General features: G+C 41.2%; 13 protein-coding genes. 9 read left to right on the top strand and 4 right to left on the bottom strand.

Going from position 1 to position 16871, the window contains the following annotated elements; translation table 11 throughout:
- Positions 1-45 precede the first annotated feature (45 nt).
- Positions 46-1779 carry an AAA family ATPase gene (locus AC1DVB_RS06420; protein ID WP_477588647.1) on the bottom strand — a complete coding sequence of 578 codons (1734 nt, stop codon included), beginning with the start codon at positions 1777-1779 and terminating at the stop codon, positions 46-48.
- 250 nt (positions 1780-2029) lie between these two features.
- Here AC1DVB_RS06420 and def point away from each other — a divergent pair, with 250 nt between their 5' ends.
- Positions 2030-2608 carry a peptide deformylase gene (gene def, locus AC1DVB_RS06415; RefSeq protein WP_034304843.1) on the top strand — a complete coding sequence of 193 codons (579 nt, stop codon included), beginning with the start codon at positions 2030-2032 and terminating at the stop codon, positions 2606-2608.
- Positions 2609-2642: 34 nt separating this feature from the next.
- Here def and AC1DVB_RS06410 read toward each other — a convergent pair whose 3' ends face one another.
- Positions 2643-3353, bottom strand: coding sequence for an SGNH/GDSL hydrolase family protein (locus AC1DVB_RS06410; protein ID WP_052137159.1), 711 nt, complete (start codon positions 3351-3353; stop codon positions 2643-2645).
- 128 nt (positions 3354-3481) lie between these two features.
- On the bottom strand, positions 3482-4996 hold the full coding sequence (locus AC1DVB_RS06405) for an MDR family MFS transporter (RefSeq protein ID WP_239859956.1): 1515 nt from the start codon (positions 4994-4996) through the stop codon (positions 3482-3484).
- A gap of 129 nt (positions 4997-5125) precedes the next feature.
- Between AC1DVB_RS06405 and AC1DVB_RS06400 the strand changes: the two genes are divergently transcribed.
- The 4 genes from AC1DVB_RS06400 to AC1DVB_RS06385 all read left to right on the top strand — a co-directional run bounded on the left by AC1DVB_RS06400 (position 5126) and on the right by AC1DVB_RS06385 (position 9766).
- Complete coding sequence (locus AC1DVB_RS06400) at positions 5126-5605, top strand: MarR family winged helix-turn-helix transcriptional regulator (protein WP_477588644.1); 480 nt, start codon at positions 5126-5128, stop codon at positions 5603-5605.
- A 187-nt stretch (positions 5606-5792) separates the two neighbouring features.
- Positions 5793-6638, top strand: coding sequence for an iron uptake system protein EfeO (gene efeO / locus AC1DVB_RS06395; protein WP_454862423.1), 846 nt, complete (start codon positions 5793-5795; stop codon positions 6636-6638).
- On the top strand, positions 6639-7925 hold the full coding sequence (gene efeB, locus AC1DVB_RS06390; RefSeq protein ID WP_328119608.1) for an iron uptake transporter deferrochelatase/peroxidase subunit: 1287 nt from the start codon (positions 6639-6641) through the stop codon (positions 7923-7925). It abuts the gene before it with no gap.
- An 86-nt stretch (positions 7926-8011) separates the two neighbouring features.
- The gene (locus tag AC1DVB_RS06385; protein ID WP_477588641.1) at positions 8012-9766 is read left to right on the top strand and encodes an FTR1 family protein; all 1755 of its coding nucleotides are present in this window, start codon (positions 8012-8014) and stop codon (positions 9764-9766) included.
- A gap of 42 nt (positions 9767-9808) precedes the next feature.
- On the opposite strand, the gene AC1DVB_RS06380 is transcribed toward AC1DVB_RS06385, so the two are convergent.
- Entirely contained in the window at positions 9809-10234 is a 426-nt protein-coding gene (locus tag AC1DVB_RS06380; RefSeq protein WP_096340800.1) for a DUF4395 domain-containing protein, read from the bottom strand.
- A gap of 599 nt (positions 10235-10833) precedes the next feature.
- Between AC1DVB_RS06380 and AC1DVB_RS06375 the strand changes: the two genes are divergently transcribed.
- The 4 genes from AC1DVB_RS06375 to AC1DVB_RS06360 all read left to right on the top strand — a co-directional run bounded on the left by AC1DVB_RS06375 (position 10834) and on the right by AC1DVB_RS06360 (position 16724).
- Positions 10834-11289: a MerR family transcriptional regulator gene (locus AC1DVB_RS06375; protein WP_477588638.1), complete on the top strand. Its 456-nt coding sequence runs from the start codon at positions 10834-10836 to the stop codon at positions 11287-11289.
- Between the two features lie 196 nt (positions 11290-11485).
- Positions 11486-12784 carry a hemolysin family protein gene (locus tag AC1DVB_RS06370; protein WP_095679787.1) on the top strand — a complete coding sequence of 433 codons (1299 nt, stop codon included), beginning with the start codon at positions 11486-11488 and terminating at the stop codon, positions 12782-12784.
- A 285-nt stretch (positions 12785-13069) separates the two neighbouring features.
- A complete protein-coding gene (locus tag AC1DVB_RS06365; RefSeq protein ID WP_239859964.1) occupies positions 13070-15862 on the top strand; it encodes a response regulator in 2793 nt (930 codons plus the stop codon).
- 28 nt (positions 15863-15890) lie between these two features.
- Positions 15891-16724 (top strand): CheR family methyltransferase, encoded by an 834-nt coding sequence (locus tag AC1DVB_RS06360; protein WP_477588635.1) that lies wholly within the window; start codon positions 15891-15893, stop codon positions 16722-16724.
- Positions 16725-16871: the final 147 nt, after the last annotated feature.

Genomic DNA, 16871 nt, shown 5'->3' with positions numbered 1-16871 from the left:
AAACAGGCTCTGGAAATTAGTTCTTAAGACTTGGTGGAAAGAGTATTATGCATTCGAGCATATGCCGGTTATTTCCGAAGCGTCAACGATACGCTGAACTTCAGATCCCTCAAGTGTCTCTTTTTTCAATAACTCTTCAACGAGCTCTTCATACTGTAGGCGATTCGAGTCAATCAACATTTCCGTTTCCTGAATCGCTTTCGTGAATAATTCCTGCATCTTTTGCTCTTTCTCACCTTTATTGAAGGTGAGGGTGAATCCATCTTGAAGCATTCCGGTATCGACCATTTGTTCCAGCAGATGTTTCGCCTGCTGTACATCTCCGCCTACACCTATGCTATGTTCCCCTAAATACATTCTTTCCGCCACGCCGCCTGCCAAGATCATTTTGACTTGATCGAGCAATTCACTGGCTGTTGCCAAATGGAGTTCTTTTGGTATCGGGGCTACATATCCAAGGGCTTCCCCACGCGGAATGATGGTTGCCTTTCTAACGGAACCAGGCTTTGTCAAAGCAGCAATCAGGGCATGTCCACTTTCATGGATGGCCACACGCCGCTTCGTATCCGCATCATTCAAGGTACGTGATGTCGCTCCAAGTATCGTACGGTCAATCGCGTAATCAAGATCCTGTTTACGAATCATATCCTGTTCATTCCTCAGGGCATGACGTGAGGCAGTATCGAACAGGGAGCTTAAGTCAGCGCCGGAGAAACCGGATGTACTTTCAGCCAATTCATCCAGGGAAGCCAGGACATCTGTCGCTAGACGCTTTCCCTTCGTATGGATATCGATGATTTCCTTTCTTCCTTGTGTATCCGGAAGTGGGACTTGGAAAGAGAAATCGATCCTGCCAGGACGTAGAAATGCCTCATCGAGCATATCTTTCCGGTTGGTCGCTGCAATGAATAAAATGCCTTCATTTGGATGGCCCCCATCCAATTGGACAAGCAGTTCGGTTAACGTTTTTTCGCCTTCTTCCCCGCCTTGGGTTTTCCTTTTACCAGCCAATGCGTCCACTTCATCGATGAAAATGACAGCTGGCGATTGCTTACGTGCATTTTGGAAAAGGCTGCGGACTCGGGCTGCACCGACTCCAACAAACATTTCGTTGAAGGCTGAACCGCTCGTTGAGAAGAAGTTTGCACCAAGCTCTTTTGCAATTGCCTGTGCAAGCAGCGTTTTACCCGTTCCAGGAGGGCCGTATAATAAAATGCCTTGAGGCGGCTTAATTCCAATTTTAGCTGAACGTTCAGGTTCCTTTAGTGTAGTAAGTGTCTGAAGGATCTCCTGTTTGATTTCGGATTGCAAACCGCCTACATCATCCAAAGTTATCTCTGGCAGGGGTTTTGGGGTGGAAAGGCTTTGTTTTTTGCTGCCGATCCGCAATCCGCCCTTTGATTTTTTCTGTATAATGACACCGGTTGTGACGAGGGCCGCCATTAACCCGCCTAAAATCCATAATGCTGATTTATTAGTTGATGAAAAAGAATATTGAACGTTATAAGTTTCGACAAGTTTATTGATCATTTGACTGTTGGGAGGAATACTTGAAACGTATTCTCCATCTGGTGTGGAAATGTGAAGAGTGCCATTTCTTTTTTCTTCAATGGTGACAGGAGCTCCATTTTGGGCTTTAATCGTTTTTTCCACCGATGAAAAAGGAATGACCATATCCTTTGACTGAGTAACAGCATACCAACTGATTCCAGCAATTATCACAATGAGAGCCGTAAGGAACGGCAGCAATTTCGAAACTAATTTAGAGTTCGAGTTCAATTTTTCATCTCCTTTAAGTATATATATTCAGTATAAAATTTTTAAACATGTAATCTATAGGTCTTTGTACCTTAAATTAAAGGTAAATAATGTTAAAGGAAAGAAATAACACTTATGTATGAGAGTTTAAATAGTCCGGAATTTAGAAATATTTAATCTATCCGGGATATTAGACTTTTTAAATGCGAAATGCTAAAGTGAAATGGTCTAAGTCATGAAAAAATAAAATGGTAGAAGAGTGTGAAGTTCTATGAGTAAATTTATAAAAGACTATATGATTACGATGAAGGATATCGTTAGAGAAGGGGATCCCATTCTGCGTCAGGTAACGGATGAAGTTAGCCTGCCGATTTCGGATGAAGATCGTGAAACGCTGGAATGCATGATGCAATACCTGAAAAACAGTCAGGATCCAAAACTCCAAAAGAAGTTCAACTTGCGTGAAGGAGTTGGGTTGTCTGCCAATCAGATAGGCTTGAATAAACGCATGTTCGTCATGTATTTTCCCGACGAAAAGGGGAAGCTGTTTGAATATGCCCTTGTGAATCCGAAAATCATCAGCCATTCCGCCACAATGATCTATTTACCGCAAAGTGAAGGCTGCCTTTCTGTCGACCGTGATATTAAAGGATATGTACCGCGTTATGAACGGGTTAAAATCAAAGCTTTTGACGGTAATGGTGAGGAAATAGAGATGCGGCTGAAGGGCTTTGCTGCAATCGTGTTTCAACATGAGCTAGATCATTTGAACGGGATGATGTTTTATGACCGGATCAATACCGAAAACCCTTTCAAGCTTCCGGAAAACGTGGAAGTGAAAAGTCTGTAAAACCCAAAAAGGCAAAGCGCCATGCTTTGCCTTTTTACCGTTTTATGGCTTTAGGAAACATATCTTCTTCCATATGCTTCAGCAAATCACTGAAAATGGCCAGGCTCATTTGCTGGTATCCTTCTGAAGTGAGGTGGATGCCATCATCGCTAATCAAGGGACCCAAGTCACCGGAGGATTTAATATGGGAACGGACGTCGATCAAAGGCACCTTTAGTTCCTCTGCAAGGCTTTTCAATTGGCGATTATACATCCCATGCCAATGTTCAATACCGCCGACATGGGAAACGAAATGCCCGATTGAATGACCGAACTTATCGGCGATGGATCTGTAATATCTGGCAGGATCCAGTGGCGGAAGAGTTAAAAGGAAAGGGGTTATATGCTTGTCCTGAACCTGCTTGACAAGTTGTGTGACATTTTCCAGGTAGCGTTCGATTGGAACGATGGGCTCATGGTCACCTTCTGGATTCTTGGCTACTTCGTCCCAATGGAAGTTACAGTCATTTCCACCGACCTCTATTAATACGATATCGGGATTTTCCGACATGACGTCTTTCTCGATCCGGCTTACCAACAGGTCGGAGTTATCATTGAAAACCCCTTTATTCAAAACTTCGACGAATGGCAAAGATTCTGTTAGCTTAGCTAAAGAGTTTGGATAATTTTCTTTAATGATGCGAAGGCGCCCCCTAACATAAGAGATGCCTCTGGTTAAACTGTCTCCAAAACATACGATCTTCAAACTTCTCACCTCGGTATGTGAATGTGTTACTTATATTTTAGTAGTGGAATGATATTTCGGCAATCTTCACCTCCTTTATAGAAGGGAGATGAAAATACAAAAAGCGCTGGGAGTGCAGCGCTTTTTGTTTATTGTAAGGATTCCTTTTTTGAAGGTGTTTCCACCCTTGTTTTTCCCATGAAGAACACAGTGATTGCAGCAAGACCGATCGGAATGAGAGCCAAGGTGAATATCAATGATATCGAATCGGACATCGCATGAACGATTTTATCCAGGATAAAGTCCGGAATCTCGGCACGTGCTTCCGATTGGAAGAGCTGACGTGGGTCATCCATCAAGCCGGCTGTATCCGGACCTCCTTGCATTCCTTTAAATGCATCCGTCATTTTACTTTGGAATACATTGGTTTGAATCGCTCCATAAATCGTTACACCGAGTGTCATCCCAAATGACCGGAGGAATGAGTTTGTTGAATTGGCAGACCCCCTGAATCTAGGTTCCAAGTTGTGAATGGACGCAATAGGCAAAAGGGAGAAAGAAAAGCCCATGCCAAATCCAGTCAGAATCATGTACAAAGTTAATAAAGTCCTGCTGGTATCAGGGGTGATGGTCCCTAATAGAAGCATACCTGCAAAATAACAGATGACGGAAATCGTCATTAAGTTGCGAAAGCTTGTCTTTGTATTGAATATCCCGCCAATTGCACTGCCGAATACAGAACCAAGCATCATGGGAGTTAGGATCAGTCCGGCATTTGTTGCGGAACCACCGTAAACTGCCTGCACGAAAATCGGGATATAAACGGTTAAAATAATGAATGTGCCGCCATATAGAATGGCTAAAATCTGAGAAGTGGCAAATAATCGTCTTTTAAACAGCCATAATGAAATGATTGGATCTTTTGCTCTTTTTTCGAAAAAGAAAAATGAAACGAAGAAAACCACAAAACTGGCAAACAGGCCTATGATGGGAGAGGAACTCCAACCATACTCCCCGCCTAGTTCAAGAGCGAACATTAAGCTAATAACGGCTATGACGAGAGTTGCTGCGCCACCCCAATCAATTTTTTGCTCCTGGGTGTTGGGTGACTCCTTGTAATAATTCCAGATGAAAAATAAAGAAATGATTCCAATCGGAACATTGACGTAGAAAATCCAGTGCCAGCTGGAGTATTCAGTAATATAAGCACCTAAAAGTGGTCCCAATACACTTGATGCCCCAAATACAGCACCAAAAAGGCCAGTTAATTTTCCCCTTTTTTCAGGTGGGAAAATATCAAAAATAATCGTAAAGGCTATAGGCATCAAGGCGCCTCCGCCGATCCCTTGGATTGCACGGAAGATACTTAACTGCACTATGCTCTGAGCCATGCCGCATAATGCGGAACCAATCAAAAAGACTATAAGTCCGAAAATAAAAAACCTCTTTCTACCATACATGTCCGAAAGCTTACCGAATATCGGCATACTTGCCATCGTGGCGACCATATAGGCAGATGTCACCCATACAAACTTATCAAATCCGCCTAAATCAGAAACGATCGTTCCCATCGCAGTAGCAACAATCGTATTATCCATTGCTGACATCAGGATACCCAGTAGTAAACCGGCAACAATGAATTTTTGTTTTTTTTGAACGTTCATTTATTTTCCTCCTTCATATCAACCAGCTCATGAATTTCCTTTACATGGTTGAAGGGTAAACGTTAAGATGAAAAAAACCGTTTATCTTGATAATCAAGATAAATTCAAGTGTAAAAGGGGTGGCATTTTATGTCAAGCGATAATAGGCTGAATTCAGCTCTGTTAGAGAGTTTAACACACAGATTGCAGCGGTATGGAATGAGATCCGTTTTATTTCAACAAAATATGGCCCAGAAAATAGGGGTGTCCCATACGGACTTAAAGAGTGCTGAAATATTGAATGAAACAGGACCGATTACCGCTGGTGAATTATCCAAAATTACAGGATTGAGCACGGGTTCGATTACGGCACTGATCAATCGCCTTGAGAAATCGGGTTATGTTAAAAGGGAACGAGATCAATTGGACGGAAGAAAGGTAATGATTATGCCGATACCGGAAAGGCAGGAACAGATTAAATCGCACTATCAATCGCTCTCCATGGCCACAAAAGAATTATGCTCAGCTTATAATGAGCAAGAGCTAATATTGATCAATCAATTTGTTGAGGAAATCACAAAAATCATGGACAAAGAAAATGACAAATTAATGAGTGAGCGTGAAAGGTAGCAGATATATAGGCTGCCTTTTTCATTTTTAGCCAGCTGGTGGTTTATCATACTAAAGGAGAAGGGATAGAGTTGAATATTTTGGAAGGAAATGAATAATGTGATGTTTCCATTAAAATATATATTGATAATGAATTTCATTATCTGCTAATATGAATCTACAAATCATTTCAAAGGGAGAATACAATATGAAGAAAGCAAAGGCGTCATTAGCAGTCTTACTATCAACCAGTCTATTATTTGGCTGTGCGCAGGAAAAGGAAGGAACTAAACCGGCAGATGATAAGGCCAAAGAAGTGAGTGCGAGTAAGCTTGATGGTGTATCTAGCGAGTACCGGGAATATGCCATTGGTGAAATAGAAGAGTTCGTAAACGCAACGGAAGAATTCACCACGGCCGTATCTGACGGTGATATTGAAAAGGCGAAGGAATTATACGCACCAGCACGGATGCATTATGAAAGAGCGGAACCCATCGCTGAAGTTTTTGGCGATCTTGATCCCAAAATAGATGCGCGTAAAGGGGATGTCAAAGATGAAGAATGGGGCGGTTACCATAGGATTGAAATGGGGTTATGGCAAGAAAATACAACGAAAGGATACGAAAAGTTTGCAGATCAATTAATGAGTGATGTCAATTTGCTTCGGGCCAAAGTTGAAACGGTTGAGGTTACACCCGATTTGTTGATCACGGGTGCGGTGGATTTATTGAATGAAGTTTCAACAAGTAAAGTGACAGGAGAAGAGGACCGATATTCCCATACCGATTTATATGATTTCGTGGCTAATGTTGAAGGTGCAGAGAAGATCTATGAACTGCTTACTCCAGCGCTGAAAGAAAAGGATGCGAAGCTTGCTGCGGAAATCCAACAACGTTTTGACGATGTATACGACTTGCTTGAAAAGCATAAAGAAGGGGATGGATACATCTCATATACGGATTTAAAGGAATCTGAAGTCAAAGAGTTAAGTCAAGCAATTGATGCATTGGCTGAACCACTTTCGCAAATAGGGATTGTAACGGAGGAATCTTAATTGAAAGAACATACGCCGAAAGATGAAACCGGACTTTTTACAAAAAAGGTGAGTCGTCGTAACATGCTGAAAACGGCAGGAGTGGGTGGAATCGGAGTCGTGATAGGAGCATCCGGATTTGGCGGGCTGCTGACACTTTCTGAACAAAAGGCGAAGGGACAAACTAAGGATATTGTACCTTTTTATGGAGCGCATCAAGCTGGTATCACCACTGAAGCGCAAGATAACCTTTACTTCGCGTCATTGGAAGTAACCACGGATAAAAGATCAGACTTAATCCAGTTATTCAAGGATTGGACAGAGGCTGCGGCTCAGATGACAGCGGGGAACTTGATTGGTGATACATCACTTAATACGAATATGCCCCCAAAGGATACGGGGGAAGCGAAAGAATTATCACCTTCCAATTTAACGATCACTTTTGGAGTGGGTCCGACCCTGTTTTCGAAGGATGGCAAAGATCGATTTGGTTTGAAATCAAAAAGACCTGCTGAATTAAAGGACCTGCCCCAATTCCCTTTAGATGCTTTAGAAGAAGAATGGAGCGGTGGGGATATTTGTATTCAAGCATGTGCAGATGATCTTCAAGTGGCTTTCCATGCCGTCCGGAACTTAGTGAGGATCGGCAGAGGGAAAGCGATCATTCATTGGGCACAAACAGGTTTTCAACGGACTAAGCAAGCCGATTCACAAAAAACGACACCACGTAACCTTTTCGGGTTTAAGGATGGGACCGTCAATCCGGATACGAATGATGATAATGAAATGAATGAGCATGTTTGGGTGAAGGGCGAGGACGGTCCTGACTGGCTTGTTGGAGGCAGTTATATGGTGGTGCGGCGAATCCAGATGTACATTGAAGTTTGGGACCGGACTATTTTGAAAGAACAAGAAAATACGTTTGGCCGTCATCGCGACAGTGGAGCTCCACTAGGAATGAAAAATGAGTTCGATACCGTGGATCTCGAAGCTAAAGACCCAAATGGAAACCGGATCATTCCAGAAGATTCACATGTAAGTCTCTCCAGAGGGGACGGAAAAGCAAAGATATTGCGGCGTCCATATTCATATGCAGATGGAATGGATCCCAAAACAGGGAGCTTCAATGCAGGCTTGCTATTCATTTGTTTTCAGCGAAACCCAAGTAAACAATTCATACCGATACAAGAGCGACTGGCAAAAAATGATAAGCTCAACGAATATATCGTTCACAGGGGCAGTGCCATGTTCGCTTGTTTACCAGGTGTGAAAAAGGGTGGCTATATCGGGGATTCCCTTTTTGGATAAATATCATTTCAAATGAGGATGTGAAAATCGCCAGCATGGATATTATCCAGTTGGCGATTTTAGTTCATGAATAAGGAGGGACCACTATGACCGTTTCTAGATGGAAGAGTGGAATATTTGTTTTAGTCGTCAGTCTTTTATTTCTTTCGACTGATATTAAGATGGTTTCGGCGGGTGAAAACCATGATCAGCTCTTTGTTTATATTGGCGATAGTTTAATGAAGGTGAAATCAGGCGACCTTGAGGAAGTATCGAAAAATATCGAGCGATTCGAGCAAGATTGGAAAACGATAAAAACGGACAGCGAAAGTGCGAGGAAAGTCGACGAGAAGCTATCCGCAGTAAAACGTGCTGTGAGCGACCGAGCCTCCACAGATGAAATCAAAAAGCGATTATCGGCATTATCAAGTACGCTTGTTATTTATGATACAAACGAAAACCCTGTGGACAAGACTGACTATAAAGAACGGTTACAAGCGATACTTCCATTAATAGATAAGTTGGAGGCTTTGATAACTGAAGGTGACTTTGATCAAGCTAAAGTTCAATATACCAATCTCTTGAATCAATGGACCGATGCAGAGGTCATTGTCAGGGAGAAAAGTGTTGCTACATATGGTGAGTTCGAAACGAAAATGGCCTTTGTGCGGATAGCGATTACCCAAGACCCACCTGATCCGGAAAAAGCCCAAAAAAATCTAACTGAATTGAAGGGTTTAATCGAGGATTTCCTTGCTGGTAAAGTTGAAGTAGGAAGCCAGAATAACACCTATTCACTTGGGGATGTAACACAACTTTTACAAGGAAGTGCAACGGATATTGAAAAGGATGAAATCGATTCTGCCGTTGATAAGCTAAATGAAATCTTAACAATTTGGCCTAATGTAGAAGGGGAGGTTTCCACAAGGGACAGCAAACTTTACAGCGATATGGAAACGAAGGTCCCGACCGCAATCAGCCTATTGCAATCGAAAAATGTAAAGGCGGATGAAGCAAAGGGAATCGTAACCAATTTAAACACAAGGTTACTCCCTTTAATTGAGGATACGGGTTATACAACATGGGATGCAGCTCTGATCCTTTTACGGGAAGGATTGGAAGCACTCTTGATTGTAGCTACATTGCTGTCTTTCCTAAAGAAAATCGGGCAAGCGGACAAACAAAAATGGATTTGGACAGGAGTTGGTGCGGGGTTAGTTGCCAGTTCCATATTGGCGGTCATAATCAATATCGTTTTCTCTCAGATCACGGCTGCTTCAAGCCGGGAATATATTGAGGGAATCACTGGGATAATAGCCGTATTGATGATGTTGACAATTGGTCTTTGGCTTCATAGTAAATCGAACGTCCATGCATGGAATCGATATATCAGCAAGCAAATGAACCAAGCCATTGCGACGGGGAGCATCATCTCTTTCGCTTTAATCAGTTTTCTATCCATCTTCCGTGAAGGTGCCGAGACGATTATCTTTTATGCTGGAATGGCTCCTTATATGGAATTAAAGCAGCTGCTGAGCGGGATTTTCCTTGCCTTCCTCATTTTAGTGGTAATTGGTTTCATCATGCTGCGGTACAGTGTGAAATTACCGATGACCCTATTCTTTAAAGTGGCAACGATACTCATATATGCCTTGGCTTTCAAGATTCTTGGAGTCTCCATCCACTCACTTCAGGTTTCTCAAGTGATACAGACAAATACGATCAGCTCCTTCCCATTTGCAGAAATGATAGGTCTTTATCCAACAATGGAAACGCTGGTGCCGCAAGCTGTATTATTATTGCTGATTGCATTGGCCGCCATTTGGGTCAAAAAGAGTAATTCCTTACGTGCAACCGAATAATAAAATGGGACTGACGAATGTCAGTCCCATTTATGTGTGCTATTAGCGTAGTGATCGGCGATAGGAATATTGCTTCCATTGATAAAGGATGAAGCAGCCGATGCAGAATCCAAGAATGGCTATGAGTGAAGCCATTCCGACCATCAAGGTAAATATATAACCGGTAACATTCCAACCAAGCAAAAAAGAAGTGAATCCAAGTCCTAAGCAAACGACTGCTATTGCCTGGTTGAATTGTTGCTGTGAATGATCTTCAGGAATATAATCGGACGGTTTCTTTTTAAGAAAGAGCTTTGCCAGACGCATCACTGGATTGAAATTAAAGAGAAGACCCAAAAGCCCCGCTGTTAAAGGAATGGCTAATATCCATATTTGTCCCGTCAATAAGGCGGTGGCTGCGCTTAACAAAATGACCCATTGATTCGTACGTACTAAGGGACGGGGAATGGAACGAATTTCACTCGTCATATAATACCAACCTTCCTTATGCGTTTTATTATATTTTATCCTTATTTTAATCACTTGTGAAGAGAAAGGTTAATAAAACAAAAGGTGATCTTATTTATAATTATTTTAATTTAGTATTGATTATCATTATGAAAGTAGTATAATATATTTATCATGAAACAAAAGTTAGGAGGACAGTATAAATGGTAGCAAAAGTTTGTGAAACATGTGGAACACCAATAAAAAAGCTAAAGCATTCTTCCATATGCCAGTGCGGTCCTAAGATACTGAGCAATCAACTCTCAGATAAAACAAAAAAATAAACTCCACTGGAATAGATCATAAACTAAACCATTAATCGGTTTGAGTTTGTAGATAAAAAGGGTTCCATCTTAATTTTTAAACAAAGTTGATTGGAGCGGTTGTTCGAGGCTCCCGGACCGACCGCGGAAAACGAGTGCCTTACGTTCCAATCAGCGTTCATATTTTATACACTCTCAAAAAATGAACCGATTATTCAATTAATCGGTTTTTATTTTTCCAATAAGGGGTAAAGAGCATAATAAATATTTTTCATTTCAATTAAAATAATGTACGATTATAGAATAGAATAAAATGTCATGAAGTTTTGTCTAAACCATAACGTGACGGTTAGGAGGGGCTATGTTGGGAACGAGACTTTAAAAATTGGCGAGTTGGCGGAAATGGCGAATGTTACGAAACGAACMGTAGATTATTATACGAATCTTGGCTTGCTTAAAGCAGAACGTTCCGCCTCTAATTACCGTTATTATTCAGTCGGTGAACTTGAAAGGCTCCGCCGTATCGAAGGATACAAAAGAGAAAACCTTTCATTGGAAGATATTAAAGAAATACTTAAAAAGGATAAGGAAGCCGCATCAGCAATTGAGGCAAAAGGTCTTCAGCTCAAGAATAAAATGGATGGCCTGAACGAAGAACTTCAGGAATTCATCAGCTTGATTGAAAAGGACGGAAAAAGTGAGCTTCTTCTAAAAAAACAGATATCCCGTGAAAGCATGGCCTTGATCCAATCATTACTAGTGTTGCTCGTATGATTAAAATTTATCTCTATAGTTTTATGCACAAAGGTGCATAGTAACGATATAGGCTAAATGGTTTTGGTTCATGTTATAAGGCAAAAATGCTTATTAAACGAAAATAACCATTTATACAGGAGGTGCTTGGGATTAAGCCATATATGTCTAATCCGAAGAACAGTAGGATTGGAACTATATGGAGAACCCGCACATATTGGAGATTTTTATAAAATTATTGGCAGTAGCTGCATTAATAGCATTAACCGCATTTTTCGTTGCATCGGAATTTGCAATCGTGAAAGTCAGAAGTTCCCGGATCAATCAATTAATTGAAGAAGGGCATAGAAATGCCCTCGCAGCCAAGAAAGTGACATCGCATATCGATGAGTACTTATCTGCCTGTCAATTGGGGATTACAGTAACAGCCTTAGGTTTAGGGGTGTTGGGTGAACCGACAGTAGAGGCAATCTTAAAACCATTGTTCACTAAATGGGGATTAGAGGAATCTGTAAGTCACATCATCTCGTTCCTGATCGCGTTCGGTTCCGTGACATTCCTTCATGTTGTGGTCGGCGAACTCGCACCGAAAACAGTTGCGATTCAAAAGGCAGAAGAGGTGACCTTGCTATTTGCAAAGCCATTAATTCTCTTTTACCGCATTTTGTACCCATTCATTTGGGTACTGAATGGTTCTGCACGTCTCCTGACGGGCATGTTCGGATTAAAGCCTGCTTCCGAGTCCGAAATGGCCCATTCCGAAGAAGAGCTGCGCATCATTTTATCGGAAAGCTATAAAAGCGGTGAGATCAACCAATCGGAATACAAATATGTCAATCAGATATTTGAATTTGATGAGCGCATTGCCAATGAAATCATGGTTCCGCGTACGGAAATGACCGTTATCGAAAAAGGCATGCCATTATTGGAAGTTGTTGAACTGATTCAGGAAGAACAGTACACAAGGTATCCGGTCATAGACGGTGATAAAGATAATGTCGTGGGAATGGTCAATATCAAACGCCTTTATACAGCGACGATTACAGAAGATAATGTAACGGCTTTAACGGTGGATTCCTTTGTAACACCCATCATCCGTGTTCTTGAAACGATCGCCATTCATGATCTGCTGCTAAAAATGCAGAAGGAAAGGATCCATATGGCAGTTTTGACCGATGAATATGGCGGAACAGCTGGTCTTGTAACGGTTGAAGACATCCTTGAAGAAATCGTCGGGGAAATCCGTGATGAATTTGATCAGGATGAACGTCCGCTCATTCAAAAAATTGATGAAGGGCATTATGTATTCGATGCTAAAACATTGGTTGAAGATGTCAATGATACCCTTGCGATCGATTTGCCGGAGGAAGATATCGATACATTGGGTGGATGGTTCCTGACAGGCAGATTTGAAATTGCTGTCGGAGATAGAATTGAATACGCCGGATATGAATTTACTGTAAAGGAAATGGACGGCCACCATGTTTTATATGTTGAAGTGAAGAAGATTAAATAAACAGGATCACACCAAAAGCCGAAAGTGAAAACTTTCGGCTTTTATTTTGTACGAACCATTCATTTGGGTGTTTATGACAATGGTAAGCAGACTGTTACTTAATTGGAAAAGGAATTCATGTAAAATGATAGTGTAGGTAACCATTTTAGCTTGGAAAATGTTAAAATTGATTTTGAACAATGAAACTATCTATATATCATTTCAAAGAATATAAGGTGAGTTCTAGTATTTTGCAATGCCGCTATTTCGGGCTGGTATAAATAAGTATTGAAGGTGGGCGGGAAAATGGGTTTTAAGAAAAAGCAAATGTTGGGATTTGGTTTGATCTTGCTTTTCTTGGCTATTTTACTTTCATTCATGATGTTTACGCTAAACAATTTAAAGAGCAGCATGACTGAAATAGTTGAAAATCGCTATGAGAAGGTTCAAGCTTCGATGGAAATCCGTCAGCTTTTTTCTAGATCGGACCGTGAGATTTTGTTTGCAGCTAATGATGCAAATAAAGAAGAAAGAGCAGAGAGCCTCGAAATCATCAATGAAAATCATAGTTTGATTGAATCAAAAATTGCCGGGTTATCAGGTTCGTTAAATAAGGCGAAAGCGAAGCAGCTATTGAAGGAGTTCGAGACCCAATATGCTTCTTACTCCATAACGGAGGCTGAGCTCATCCAAAAGATAAAATCGGGAAACTCTTCTGATAATCTTTCAAGCCTGATGGATGACCAAAGGGAAAAACGAACGAAAGTCATCAGTACGATGGATGAATTTAAGGATTACCAAGAAGGTGTCATGAAAGATACCTTAAGTAATTCGAAACAAACCTATGAAGATATGATCGGTTTTGTAATTTTTGCGGTTATTCTCAGCATTTTGGTCATTTCCGTAACGGTTGTTTGGATGATTCGGAGCACATCGAAAGATCTGCAATCGATTACGAAGGTCATCAAAAATATCGATTTTAAAAATTTGTCGGTCATACCAAGAATTCCGGTTCGGACCACTGATGAAATTGGGGATATAGCGAAATCGTTCAATGATATGGCGGAATCGCTTGAAATCTATAACCAAAAAGAAAAAGATTTCACTGAAAAGATCAGTGAACAGAACTGGATTCAGACCCGTGTTGCAGATATAGCTACCATGTATCAGCGCATTGTTGATGTGGAAGTCCTAGCTGACCGGTTCATTACAAGACTTGCACCGATGATGGGAGCTTCAATTGGAGCTTTTTACGTCAAACGGGGTGAGGGTGTGGATATGCGCTTTGTGAAGCTTGCCAGCTTTGCTGGAGATGGCGAAGATTCGGGCAGGCGTGAATTCCGTCTTGGCGAAGGTTTGATCGGTCAATGCGCCCTTGAAAAGAAATCCAAAGTCATCGAAGATATCCCTGAGGATTTCCAATTGGTTACGACAGGATTGGGGGAAGTCAACCCGAAAAGCATTGTCATTGCGCCAGTCATTTTTGAGGATGAAGTGGTGGCGATGGTTGAACTGGCGAGTTTGGAGGCCTTTACGAAGCTGCAAAAAACGTTCCTGAACCAGGTTCTTGATACTCTGGGCATCACGATCAATAATGTTGAGGGCCGGATGGAAATAGAGCGTTTATTGAAAGAATCACAGGCACAGACTGAAGAGTTACAGGCTCAATCGGAAGAGTTGCAATCACAGTCAGAGGAGATGCAAGCCCAATCAGAGGAACTGCAAACACAGGCTGAAGAGTTGCGAATGATCAATGAACAATTGGAAGAGAGAAATCGTGAAACGGAAGAAAAATCGAAAGAGCTTCAAGTCGCTAAACTGAATCTTGAAAAACAAGCGGAAGAATTGAAGTTAAGTTCAAAATATAAATCGGAATTCATGGCAAATATGTCCCATGAATTGCGGACACCGCTCAATAGTATCCTGATTTTATCGGAAATGCTTTCAGATCCTAATGATAGTAAATTAAATGAAGAGCAACAGGAGTTCGCTCGTGTCATTAATTCATCAGGTCAAGACTTATTAACGTTGATCAATGACATTTTGGATTTATCAAAAGTTGAAGTCGGAAAGCTTGAAGTGGTCTTTGATGAAATGAATCTGAGTGAGCTTCCTGAGTTATTGCACCGTAACTTCGATCATGTAGCGAAGAAAAAGAACATTGACTTTATAATCGAAAAAAGTAAAAACGTTCCGGATATTTTCTTTACGGATGAACAGCGCTTCCAGCAAATTTTGAAAAACCTGCTATCCAATGCATTTAAATTCACGGAAAAAGGTTCTGTGTCTGTCCAAATCAAAAAAGCTGATGAAGAAAATGTAGCACAATGGATACAGACAAAAGGAGCGAGCAATTGGGTTGAAATTAAGGTGACGGATACTGGCATCGGAATATCAAAAGAGAAGCAAAAGCTTATCTTTGAAGCATTCCAGCAAGGTGACGGAGCTACAATGAGAAAATATGGCGGTACGGGACTTGGGCTATCGATTTGCAGGGAGTTTGCCAAACTTCTGGGAGGCTGGGTCATTGTAGATAGTGAAGAAGGGCAAGGCAGTACCTTTACTTTCTTTATTCCAAGCATGCCAGAGGGCTTTAAAAATGTCGACGAAGCAATAGCTGCTTCTCCGGAAGTGGCAGCAGCTAACCACGATGATTCTGCCGCGCCTTTTGGCGATCAGGATGCAGGTATGATGGATGAAGAAGATCAGGATAAGGCCAAACCTTTCAGCAATAAAACAGTACTGGTAGTCGATGATGATCACCGCAATATATTTGCCCTGAAAAATGCGCTGAAGCATGAGGGGATGGAAATCCTGACAGCTGAAAACGGCTTTGAATGTTTGGAACTCCTTGAAAAAGGTAACAATATAGATGTTATATTGATGGATATCATGATGCCGGGTATGGACGGTTACGAAACGATGACCAGAATTCGCGAGCAAAGTAAATTCGAGGATCTTCCAATCATCGCGTTAACTGCAAAAGCGATGAAAGGCGATAGGGAAAAATGCCTGAAGGCCGGCGCTTCCGATTATGTCAGCAAACCATTAAAATTGGATCAGCTGCTATCAGTCCTAAGAGTATGGCTGACTAATTGATTGATAGTATGGGTGAGGAAGGATTTTCATGAAGGATACTTTAACGATTGAAGAAAGAGAAGATTTAGAAATCGAATTATTGCTAGAGGCCATTTATTCCGTTTCTGGCTATGACTTTCGTAAATATATGCGTTCTTCAATAAAAAGAAGAGTCGAAAATAGAATGAGGCTGGACCATGTTCGCAGGATCAGCGGAATGATTGAAATGGTTTTATATGAAAAAGGGTATGTCGAGAAGCTATTGAGAGATTTTTCAATAAATGTCACTGAAATGTTTCGCGATCCGGATTTCTTTAAAGCCTTTCGTTTAAATATTGTACCGCTCCTGAAAAAACTTCCTGAAATCAGAATTTGGCATGCGGGATGTTCAACCGGTGAAGAAGCCTTTTCCATGGCGATCATCCTCAAGGAGGAGGGACTTTATGATAAGGCGAGGATTTATGCCACTGATATGAATGATGAAGTCCTCCGTCATGCGGAAAAAGGGATATTACCTTTAAATAGAATGCAGTCTTATACGAAAAACTATCTGCAAGCTGGAGGTAGCCAGGAATTTTCGGAGTATTATACAACCGATTATCAAAATGCTTATCTTGATTCGGGTCTCCTTAAAAACATTGTGTTTTTCCAGCATAATTTARTTACTGATGGTTCATTCAATGAGTTCCATATCATCATGTGCCGGAATGTGATGATTTATTTTACCGGTGAATTACAGACCTATGTTAATCAGTTGTTTTATGACAGTCTTTGTAAAGATGGCTTCCTTGCAGTCGGCAGCAAGGAAACTCTTCATACATCATCCTTTTCGGAGGATTATGAGGACTTTGATTCAAAGGAACGGATTTATCGGAAACTGTAAAAAAGAAAGAGTTCGCATTTATGCGGACTCTCAGTTTGTAGACAAAAGGGGTTCGGAATTAAAAAATTCTGAACCCCTTTTGAAATTCCCTTTGAATTTCCGCCTAAAGTTAAGAGATTGGGGCTCTACGAGCCCACTATGTTAGGC

The organism is Peribacillus sp. P4_D6, assembly GCF_056401795.1.
The sequence above is the reverse complement of the archived record's forward strand: the minus strand, read 5'-3'. Positions and strand labels throughout refer to the sequence as shown.

What these genes read in the sequence shown, in the direction of transcription:
- def (WP_034304843.1), top strand. Translation starts at nt 2,030, where the DNA reads ATGAGTAAATTTATAAAAGACTATATGATTACGATGAAGGATATCGTT.
- AC1DVB_RS06405 (WP_239859956.1), bottom strand. Translation starts at nt 4,996, where the DNA reads ATGAACGTTCAAAAAAAACAAAAATTCATTGTTGCCGGTTTACTACTG.
- AC1DVB_RS06400 (WP_477588644.1), top strand. Translation starts at nt 5,126, where the DNA reads ATGTCAAGCGATAATAGGCTGAATTCAGCTCTGTTAGAGAGTTTAACA.
- efeO (WP_454862423.1), top strand. Translation starts at nt 5,793, where the DNA reads ATGAAGAAAGCAAAGGCGTCATTAGCAGTCTTACTATCAACCAGTCTA.
- AC1DVB_RS06385 (WP_477588641.1), top strand. Translation starts at nt 8,012, where the DNA reads ATGACCGTTTCTAGATGGAAGAGTGGAATATTTGTTTTAGTCGTCAGT.
- AC1DVB_RS06380 (WP_096340800.1), bottom strand. Translation starts at nt 10,234, where the DNA reads ATGACGAGTGAAATTCGTTCCATTCCCCGTCCCTTAGTACGTACGAAT.
- AC1DVB_RS06365 (WP_239859964.1), top strand. Translation starts at nt 13,070, where the DNA reads ATGGGTTTTAAGAAAAAGCAAATGTTGGGATTTGGTTTGATCTTGCTT.